The organism is Methylophaga sp. UBA5088 (assembly GCF_002414625.1).
Taxonomy (GTDB): Bacteria; Pseudomonadota; Gammaproteobacteria; order Nitrosococcales; family Methylophagaceae; genus Methylophaga; species Methylophaga marina.
In genome coordinates, this window is the sequence record NZ_DIAC01000019.1 from 9,342 (window position 1) to 18,968 (window position 9,627).

10 protein-coding genes are annotated in these 9,627 nt (G+C 45.7%); 5 read left to right on the forward strand and 5 right to left on the reverse strand.

The features are described from left to right. Positions 1-52: 52 nt before the first annotated feature. From B4K20_RS02475 to cydP, 5 genes are read right to left on the reverse strand one after another with little or no spacing between them, the layout of a single operon-like run. Complete coding sequence (locus B4K20_RS02475; RefSeq protein WP_286303830.1) at positions 53-331, reverse strand: cyd operon YbgE family protein; 279 nt, start codon at positions 329-331, stop codon at positions 53-55. Beyond that, positions 324-428, reverse strand: a complete 105-nt coding sequence (cydX, locus tag B4K20_RS02480) for a cytochrome bd-I oxidase subunit CydX (protein ID WP_286303831.1) — start codon at positions 426-428, stop codon at positions 324-326. Before cydX ends, B4K20_RS02475 begins: the two co-directional genes overlap by 8 nt. 9 nt (positions 429-437) lie before the next feature. Next, entirely contained in the window at positions 438-1,580 is a 1,143-nt protein-coding gene (cydB, locus tag B4K20_RS02485) for a cytochrome d ubiquinol oxidase subunit II (protein WP_289281765.1), read from the reverse strand. A 2-nt stretch (positions 1,581-1,582) separates the two neighbouring features. Further along, positions 1,583-3,145: a cytochrome ubiquinol oxidase subunit I gene (locus B4K20_RS02490; protein WP_286303834.1), complete on the reverse strand. Its 1,563-nt coding sequence runs from the start codon at positions 3,143-3,145 to the stop codon at positions 1,583-1,585. Next, positions 3,142-3,324 (reverse strand): cytochrome oxidase putative small subunit CydP, encoded by a 183-nt coding sequence (gene cydP / locus B4K20_RS16985; RefSeq protein WP_354001267.1) that lies wholly within the window; start codon positions 3,322-3,324, stop codon positions 3,142-3,144. Before cydP ends, B4K20_RS02490 begins: the two co-directional genes overlap by 4 nt. A 293-nt stretch (positions 3,325-3,617) precedes the next feature. Between cydP and parE the strand changes: the two genes are divergently transcribed. From parE to B4K20_RS02515, 5 genes are all read left to right on the forward strand, one after another. Then, positions 3,618-5,519 (forward strand): DNA topoisomerase IV subunit B, encoded by a 1,902-nt coding sequence (parE, locus tag B4K20_RS02495; RefSeq protein ID WP_289281766.1) that lies wholly within the window; start codon positions 3,618-3,620, stop codon positions 5,517-5,519. A gap of 20 nt (positions 5,520-5,539) precedes the next feature. After that, on the forward strand, positions 5,540-7,777 hold the full coding sequence (parC, locus tag B4K20_RS02500) for a DNA topoisomerase IV subunit A (RefSeq protein WP_289281767.1): 2,238 nt from the start codon (positions 5,540-5,542) through the stop codon (positions 7,775-7,777). A 158-nt stretch (positions 7,778-7,935) separates the two neighbouring features. Beyond that, positions 7,936-8,682, forward strand: coding sequence for a 5'/3'-nucleotidase SurE (gene surE, locus B4K20_RS02505; RefSeq protein ID WP_286303837.1), 747 nt, complete (start codon positions 7,936-7,938; stop codon positions 8,680-8,682). 1 nt (position 8,683) lies between these two features. Continuing rightward, on the forward strand, positions 8,684-9,343 hold the full coding sequence (locus B4K20_RS02510; protein ID WP_286303838.1) for a protein-L-isoaspartate(D-aspartate) O-methyltransferase: 660 nt from the start codon (positions 8,684-8,686) through the stop codon (positions 9,341-9,343). Beyond that, the coding region (locus tag B4K20_RS02515; RefSeq protein ID WP_414683362.1) for a YqaA family protein at positions 9,343-9,627 on the forward strand (285 nt) is incomplete at its 3' end. The genes B4K20_RS02510 and B4K20_RS02515, both read left to right, overlap by 1 nt.

Below are 9,627 nucleotides of genomic sequence, written 5' to 3' on the forward strand. Positions count from 1 at the left end.
GGTATGCCGAAACCCAGTGCAATAATGAGAGGAAAAAAAAGACCCAGACGCATTAATTGATCGCCATGTGAAAGTAGCCATAGAGCATTATGGGCCAGCATAGATAAGGGCTGAGTAAAAAGTGCCATAGAGTCCTTTTTGGAGCAAAGCCCACACCATGAATAAACCCAATGCAGATGCCGACAAGCAACAGCATTAATAAATCATGATCAGATTTACCATTTTCCATTAACAAACGGTTGGGAAAAACTAATATCGCTGCAGACAAGCCTAATGCCATTAACAGGCTAAGCAAACGAATAATAGTTTTATCTAACCAAGATTCAGTCATCCAGCGTATCCATTGGGCAGTTTTCTAACCACATGACATTGATAATACCTAATGCCACAGCTAATAAAATTCCAAGTATCCAGGCAAAATACCACATAACAGGTTCCTAATAGGTTGAATGTTGGTTACCACGAATGAAATTCACATCGAGTCTTCGCCACATACGACGGTAGGTCCAGAAGCTGTAGCAAATAATAATTGGCACCATGACTACCGCCACCCAAAACATAATTTTTAATGTTAACAAACTCGAGGTGGCATCCCACATAGTCAGGCTATGATTCACTGCATCACTTGATGGCATGATGAATGGGAACATAGAAAATCCAGCGGTCAGGATAATGCCCGTCAGTGTGATGGAACTGCTGATGAAAGCCCAGCCAGCACGTGAAAAGTGAGAAAATAAATACACGCCAATCATGCCCAGAAAAGCCAATATGGGCGCCAGCATCATCCATGGATACTGTTGATAATTGAGTAACCAGCCTCCCGCTTGAGTGGTGACTTGTTTCATGTCGGGTGTGAAGCTTGAACTTGCCGCAGGCATAGAGCTGACGACATAGCCATCAATACCGAAAGACACCCATAAGCCGGCTAAAGCAAAGGCAATTAATAAGGCGACTGAACTGGCCTTGGCAACTTGTGTGGCTCGCCATTCAAGACTATCCAATGTTCGAATTTGCAACCAGACAGATCCATGCATAACAATCATCAGCAAGCTGACTACGCCCGCTAACAATGCAAAGGGATTCAATAACTGCAGGAAGCCACCGGTGTAGTTTGGACGCATCATTTCGTCAAAATAAAAGGGTACACCCAGTAATAAATTACCGAATGCCACACCAAAGATAAGTGGCGGGACAAAGCTGCCGATAAATAACCCCCAATCCCAGCTGGAACGCCAGCGTGAGTCATCCAGTTTACTTCGATAGTCAAACCCTACAGGTCGAAGAAAGAGGGCAAACAACGTTAGCATCATCGCTAAATAAAAACCTGAAAACGCCATGGCATAAACCAGTGGCCATGCAGCGAATAAGGCACCACCTGCCGTGACTAACCACACTTGGTTTCCTTCCCAGTGAGGACCGACCGTATTAATCATGATACGGCGCTCTTCATCGGTATGGCCGATAAAAGGTAGCAAAATTCCTACGCCCATATCAAAGCCATCAGTCAAGGCAAAGCCAATAAGGAGAATTCCCATCAGCAGCCACCAGATTAATTTTAATGTTTCGTAATCCAGTACCATGATTAGCTCCTCGCTGCTGATGTTTCGTGGTGGTAACGACCCGTGTGTAAACTGCTAGGTCCTTGCCTGATGAACCGGATCATCAGGTAAAGCTCAACAATTAACAGCAGCGTGTAAAAGACAACTAACGCTATCAGGCTGTTGTATACATCACCGGCGGACAAGGTCGATGTCGAAATATGCGTTGGTAAAATGCCACTGATGGTCCAGGGTTGTCGACCAAATTCAGCTACAAACCAACCTGTCTCGGCGGCTATCCATGGTAACGGCAGGCTGAACATGGCCAGACGAAGCAACCACTTTTTCTTGTACTCTTGTCTTTTTGCACAGTGATAGAAAGACAAAAAGAACACAATCAGCATGGCAAAACCACAAGCGACCATGACTCTGAACGCCCAGAACATAGGTGCAACAGGTGGCACAGTATCACGTGCTGCCGCTTTAATTTGTTCGTCTGTCGCGTCGGTGACGTTGTTAGTATATTTCTTCAACAGTAGTCCGTAGCCCAAGTCATCTTTGACTTCATCAAACGCGGCTTTAGTTTCTTCTGTGACAGGACCTTCGCGTAATTGTTTTAATAAGGCGTAGGCTTGCATACCATTACGAACACGGTCTTCATGTTCAGCTACCAGATCTTTAACACCCGTAACAGGTTCAGTGACTGAGCGTGTCGCAATCAGTCCCAGAAGATAAGGGATCTTAACCGCATAGTCGGTTTCCATTGTTTCGTCATTCGGCAAGCCAAACAGTGTAAATGCGGCAGGTGGCTCTGCAGTTTCCCATTCAGCTTCAATGGCGGCTAATTTTGTTTTCTGTACATCACCTACTTCATAACCACTTTCATCACCTAGCAGAATGACTGAACATATGGCCGCCACACCAAAACCTGCTGCGACAGCAAAACTACGACGAGCAAAGCCGATGTCACGCTTTCTCAATAAGTAGTAAGCACTGATGCTGAGAACAAACATGGCACCAGTGACATAACCGGCAGCCACAGTATGGATAAACTTCACCTGAGCCACAGGGTTGAAAAATACTTCGGAGAAGCTGGTCAGTTCCATACGCATAGTTTCATAATTGAATTGTGCGCCAACCGGATTTTGCATCCAGGCATTCGCCACCAGAATCCATAATGCAGAAAGATTAGACCCGAGAGCGACCAGGAAAGTGGTGGTTAAATGTTGTCGTTTGCTGAGTCTGTCCCAGCCGAGGAAAAACATACCTACAAAGGTGGACTCAAGCATGAAAGCCATCAAGCCCTCAATGGCTAGTGGGGCACCAAATATATCGCCAACATAGTGCGAATAATAGGCCCAGTTGGTGCCAAACTGAAATTCCATAGTCAGCCCAGTCGTCACACCAAGAGCGAAGTTGATACCGAAGAGTTTGCCCCAGAATTTTGTCATGTCTCGGTAGATTTCTTTACCGGTCATAACATAGACGGATTCCATGATCACCAGAATCCAAGAAAGCCCCAGAGTAAGTGGAACAAAAATGAAGTGATACATTGCCGTGATGGCAAACTGCAAACGGGATAGATCGACTAGGTGTTCAGAAATCAAGGTGCTTCTCCATCTGAAGAGTGATTAATAATCACGTCAGCGACGGCGTCATGGTCAATGTCGTCGGGGGCGCTACTAAAAAACAAATGCCAAATAAAAAAAAGTAACACGAGCTTGCAGACCAACATAATGCTAAGCTCAATTATCAATTTTCTATCAGTGAATAATTTCTTCGCCACTATTCCACCACAACATTAATTAAGAAAACATGATCTTAGTCAATTTAAGTTAAATCAGGTTGCCAGCTTAGTTAATTTTAAGGTGGAAATCATACGCCAGATATTTTGTTAAGCAGTCTTATCAGGTTTTTATTTACAAAACTTTACAAACTTGTCACCTTTAACACGAGGGAATCACACACTCACTTTATTTAAATCGTGTTTTTTTCACAGATATGTTGTATCTGTGTTGTCTGTTAGGCTTTTATCCTGCTAACCTTCGGTGGGAATAATTTTAGGTAGATATCTCAACAATGACGAATACATACAATGCATCTGCCATTGAAGTTTTGACGGGGCTTGAGCCTGTCCGAAAACGACCAGGCATGTATACAGATACTGCTCGTCCTAACCATCTTGCCCAAGAGGTCATTGATAACAGTGTTGATGAGGCTGTGGCCGGTCATGCTAAACAGATTCAGGTAACACTACACAAAGACAATTCATTGGAAGTGAGTGATGATGGTCGAGGTATGCCCGTGGATATTCATCCCGAAGAAGGCGTGCCTGGTGTTGAGGTGATTCTGACCCGACTTCATGCTGGTGGTAAGTTTTCCAATAAGAACTACCGATTTTCAGGTGGTTTACATGGTGTGGGTGTTTCTGTTGTTAATGCATTATCGTCTCGCCTGGAAGTCAAAATTCGTCGAAATGCGACCGAGTATCAGATTGCTTTTGAAAGCGGTGCTTTAGTCGAAGCTTTAAACGAAATTGGTACTGTTGGTAAACGGAATACTGGTACTACAGTGCGATTCTGGCCAGAAGAGCCGTTTTTTGACTCACCTAAATTTTCAGTACCTAGATTACGACACGTACTTCGGGCGAAAGCAGTGTTATGTCCGGGGTTAGTGGTCACATTTACTGATCTATCCGGAAAGGAAAAAGTCGAAGATCGCTGGTGTTATGAAGATGGGTTAAATTCTTATCTTTCCTCTGCCATGACCGATGCTCCCTGTGTCCCTGCCGCGCCTTTTGTAGGCCATATGAGTGAGGAGTCCCAGGAAGTCGACTGGGCACTGATGTGGCAGCTTGAAGCCGGTGACGAGCTGGCCGAAAGTTATGTCAATCTCATTCCCACTGCACAAGGTGGTACCCATGTTAACGGCCTACGCAGCGGTGTTTTGGAAGCACTTAGGGAATTCTGTGAGTTTCGTAACTTATTGCCGAGAGGTGTGAAGTTAGCACCGGAAGATGTTTGGGAACGCTGTTGTTATGTGTTGTCCGTCAAGTTGGAGGACCCACAGTTTTCAGGACAGACCAAAGAACGTTTATCTTCTCGTCAGTGTGCTGGCTTTGTGTCTGGTGTAGTCAAAGATGCCTTTAGTTTGTGGCTGAACCATCACGTGGAAGATGGCGAAAAAATAGCTGATTTGGCGATCAATAACGCTCAGTCCAGATTAAAACAAGCAAAAAAAGTGGTCCGAAAACGGGTACAGTCCGGCCCAGCTCTACCGGGTAAGTTAGCGGATTGTGCTTCACAGGACCCATCCCGTACAGAATTATTTTTAGTTGAAGGGGACTCGGCTGGCGGCAGTGCCAAGCAAGGGCGAAACCGTGAGTTTCAGGCGATTATGCCTCTACGCGGCAAAATTCTGAATACCTGGGAAGTTGAGCCTGGACAAGTCCTGGCATCTCAGGAAGTCCATGATATTGCGGTCGCTATTGGTGTGGATCCGGGGTCTGATGATTTGTCCGGTCTGCGCTATGGCAAGATTTGCATATTAGCCGATGCGGATTCTGATGGTGCTCATATCGCTACCTTGTTATGTGCCCTCTTTGTCAGACATTTCCGTCCTCTGGTGGAAGCTGGCCATATCTGCGTGGCGATGCCACCGTTATATCGCATCGATGTGGGCAAGCAGGTGTTCTATGCCTTGGATGATGAAGAACGCCAGATTATTCTGGATCGAATTGAAAAAGAAAAAATCAAAGGTAAAGTCAGTACGCAGCGCTTTAAAGGGTTAGGGGAAATGAATCCCATGCAGTTACGCGAGACGACTATGGCGCCTGATACCCGCCGTTTAATTCGACTTACCATTAATGCCGAAGACGATACGATGATGACCTTGGACAAACTGCTAGCCAAAAAACGGGCTGGTGATCGTAAGTCTTGGCTTGAGCAACATGGTGACTTAGCCGATTTGGCTGCTTTATAAATGATGAAGAGATATAACCCATGACTACTTTCGTCGATGATTTGGAGAATATGCCGCTACGCGATTTCACTGAAAAAGCGTATCTGGATTATTCGATGTATGTCATTCTGGATCGTGCATTGCCGCATATTGGTGATGGTTTAAAACCTGTTCAGCGTCGGATTATTTATGCGATGTCTGAGCTTGGATTGAGTGCCTTATCCAAGCATAAAAAGTCAGCTAGAACAGTGGGTGATGTATTAGGTAAATACCATCCTCATGGTGACTCTGCCTGTTACGAAGCCATGGTATTAATGGCACAGCCATTTTCTTATCGTTATCCTCTAGTCGATGGGCAAGGTAACTGGGGCTCGATTGATGATCCTAAGTCTTTTGCTGCAATGCGTTATACAGAAGCGCGTCTGGCAGCGTATTCACAGGTTCTGTTAAGTGAGTTAGGACAGGGGACTGCGGACTGGATACATAATTTTGATGGCACCATGGATGAGCCAGCATTACTGCCAGCTCGATTACCGAATCTATTATTGAATGGTACGACTGGGATAGCGGTCGGTATGGCGACCGATGTGCCCCCTCATAATCTTCGCGAAGTAGTGAATGCCTGCTTACGCTTATTAAAATCACCAAAAAGCACATTAGACGACCTGCTTGAAGATATTCAGGGCCCGGACTTCCCAACAGGTGCCGAGATCGTTTCCAGCCGTGATGAGATTCATAAAATATATGCCACGGGTCATGGTTCTATAAAACAGCGTGCCTGTTATAAAAAAGAAGAGGGTGAAATCATTATTCATGAATTGCCCTACCAGGTTTCCGGCGCCAAAGTACTAGAACAAATTGCCGCACAGATGCAGGCCAAAAAATTACCGATGGTCGCTGATTTACGTGATGAGTCAGATCATGAAAATCCCGTGCGACTGGTGATTATGCCCCGCTCAAACAGAGTGGATATTGAGAGTTTAATGTCACATCTGTTTGCGACTACAGATTTAGAACGCAGCTATCGTGTCAATATGAACATGATTGGCATGGATGGCCGTCCTCAGGTGAAAAATCTGCTGGATATGCTGCAGGAGTGGCTCAGTTATCGGGTTGAAACGGTTCGTCGTCGTCTACAGTATCGCCTGGATAAAGTGCTGGATCGCATGCACGTGCTGGAAGGCTTACTCGTGGCCTACCTCAATATCGATGAGGTAATAGCCATTATCCGCACTGAGGATGAGCCGAAAGCCGTGATGATGGAGCGCTTCGGAATCTCGGACAGACAAGCTGAAGCTATATTAGAACTACGTTTACGCCATTTAGCCAAGCTGGAAGAGATGAAAATCCGTGGCGAAATGGATGAGTTGAGTAAAGAACGGAAACAACTCGAATTATTATTAGGCTCAGATACTCGACTGAAAACACTTATTCGTAAAGAATTGACGGCAGATGCTGAAAAGTATGGTGACGACCGACGATCACGGATTATAGAGCGACAAGCTGCAAAAGCACTGAATGCCACCGAATTATTACCCACTGAACCTTTAACCATTGTGCTGTCTGAAAGTGGTTGGGTGCGTGCAGCCAAAGGTCATGATGTGGATCCGGCTTCATTAAACTTCCGTACCGGTGATCGCTATTTTGCGTCAGTAAAAGCCAGAAGTAATCAACAGATTGTGTTTCTGGATGACAGTGGTCGTAGTTATTCTCTCGGTGCTCATACCTTACCCTCTGCGAGGGGGCAGGGTGAACCGTTGAGTGGGCGGTTACAATCACCTCCTGAGGCCAGGTTTGTCGCCGTTCTTACGGTTGAGTCGGAACAATCGGTGCTGCTAACCAATACGGCAGGTTATGGTTTTATTACTCAACTCGATAATTTGATCGCTAAAAATAAAGCGGGCAAGGCCATATTTAATATTCCAAAAGGCGCCTCACTGCTGCCACCGTTATTTATAAACAGCAAGGATACACGCGTTGCCGTGGCTTCCGGAGATGGACGTTTATTGGTTTTTCCTGCAGATGACATTCCAGAAATGAACAAGGGCAAAGGCGTCCGACTCATTAATATTCCACAGGCAAAATTCACTTCGGGTCAAGAATGGATGCAAGCGGTCGTTATTGTACCTAATGAACAGGGCCTGACCTTGCACGCTGGCAGACGGCACTTAACCTTGAAAGCCACGGATCTGGAGCATTACCAAGGCAGTCGAGGCAAAAGAGGACATAAACTCCCTCGTGGTTTACAAAAAGTCAGTGAGATGGAAGTCGCTGAATAAACGTCATGATGATGACAGTGCTGTCACATCAGATTAGGTAGGCTATGTAAGATTACCTCACGGCATAGCTGGTTTACCTGAATGTATAATGATCGCAGCTCAATCTTGTTAAGATATGAGCGCCTAAATAACAAGAGCTTAAAGACCAAAACAATCTAATGAAAATCCTGATAAGCAATGATGATGGCTACATGTCGAAAGGCATCCGCACACTGGCAAAGGCAATGGCAGAACTAGGGGAGATAACCGTTGTCGCACCAGACAGAAATCGTAGCGGTGCCAGCAATTCACTGACATTGGAAAACCCGCTCAGACTGGAGAGACAAGAAGATGGCGTATACAGAGTAGAAGGAACGCCTACTGATTGTGTGCATCTGGCCATTACCGGATTACTCGATGATGAACCCGATATGGTGGTGTCAGGTATTAATTCTGGCGCTAACCTGGGTGATGATGTGCTTTATTCCGGTACTGTGGCAGCGGCGATGGAAGGGCGTTTCCTAGGGCTACCAGCCATTGCGATATCACTGACATCACATAATGGAACACACTATGAAACAGCGGCCTGGGTCGCCAAAAAGTTGGTCGCTCAGTTAAAACTCTCTGCTTTGCCGGCTGATACCATTCTTAATGTCAATGTGCCCGATTTACCGATAGATGAAATTACAGGTATCGAAAGCACCAGACTGGGCCATCGTCATAAAGCTGAACCTGTTATCAAAGAAACGGATCCTCGTGGTCGTGCAATGTACTGGATCGGTCCGGCAGGTGAAGAGGAAGATGCAGGACCTGGCACTGACTTTGATGCTATTCGCCGGGGAGCTGTGTCAGTCACCCCCTTACAAATTGATTTAACACGCTACGATGCTATTGATGGCGTTGCCAACTGGTTGAAAGATATTTGAGATGAAAACCGACTACCGAGGCATCGGCATGACCTCTCAGCGAACGCGTGATCGGCTGGTGGCCAGATTGCAGGAGCGAGGGATTAAAAATAGTGATGTGTTGTCTGTCATTCGTGAGATGCCAAGACATCTATTTGTGGATGAAGCCTTAGCGAGCCGGGCATACGAAGATACTGCCTTACCTATTGGTCATGGGCAGACCATTTCTCAACCGTATATTGTCGCTAAAATGACCGAGATTTTATTAGAGGGTGGTCCTCGTCAAAAAATTCTAGAGGTCGGTACTGGCTCGGGTTATCAAACCGCGGTGTTATCCAAACTTGTCGAACGGGTATACAGTGTTGAGCGTATTTCGCCGTTACAAAATCAAGCGCGCGAACGTTTTTATCAATTAAAACTCAATAATATTAAACTCAAACACAGTGATGGAAACTGGGGATGGGAGTGGTATGCGCCTTATGACGCTATTATTGTGACCTGTGCACCGGAACACATTCCATTAGAGTTATTAAAACAACTGGCTCCTGGAGGACGCTTGGTGATTCCTGTCGGCAGCAGCCAAGGACAGTCATTGCGTGTGATAGATCGTGAAGGCGACAGGTATGAGGAAACGGAATTAGATCCTGTCAGTTTTGTCCCATTATTGAGTGGTCAGATTTAATGCGATTATTTTCTGGTTTGTATGCACGAGTGATGATTTGGGCCCGACATAAATATGCGACCTATTGGTTAGCGTTAGTCAGTTTCACTGAGTCTTCGTGTTTTTTGGTTCCACCTGATGTGATGTTGGCACCCATGACCTTAGCAAGGCCTGAGCGAGCATGGTTTTTGGCGATGCTGACCACCGTGACTTCGGTATTGGGGGGGCTGTTAGGTTACTTTATTGGTTTATTTGCGTTCAATATGGCTGAACCACTCTTGATATCACTAGGCTATATGGATGCG

Bases quoted from the DNA above. Each gene is read 5' to 3' on its own strand.
- cydB (WP_289281765.1), bottom strand. From the start codon at position 1,580: ATGGTACTGGATTACGAAACATTAAAATTAATCTGGTGGCTGCTGATG.
- B4K20_RS02475 (WP_286303830.1), bottom strand. From the start codon at position 331: ATGACTGAATCTTGGTTAGATAAAACTATTATTCGTTTGCTTAGCCTG.
- B4K20_RS02510 (WP_286303838.1), top strand. From the start codon at position 8,684: ATGAAAACCGACTACCGAGGCATCGGCATGACCTCTCAGCGAACGCGT.
- cydX (WP_286303831.1), bottom strand. From the start codon at position 428: ATGTGGTATTTTGCCTGGATACTTGGAATTTTATTAGCTGTGGCATTA.
- parC (WP_289281767.1), top strand. From the start codon at position 5,540: ATGACTACTTTCGTCGATGATTTGGAGAATATGCCGCTACGCGATTTC.
- surE (WP_286303837.1), top strand. From the start codon at position 7,936: ATGAAAATCCTGATAAGCAATGATGATGGCTACATGTCGAAAGGCATC.
- parE (WP_289281766.1), top strand. From the start codon at position 3,618: ATGACGAATACATACAATGCATCTGCCATTGAAGTTTTGACGGGGCTT.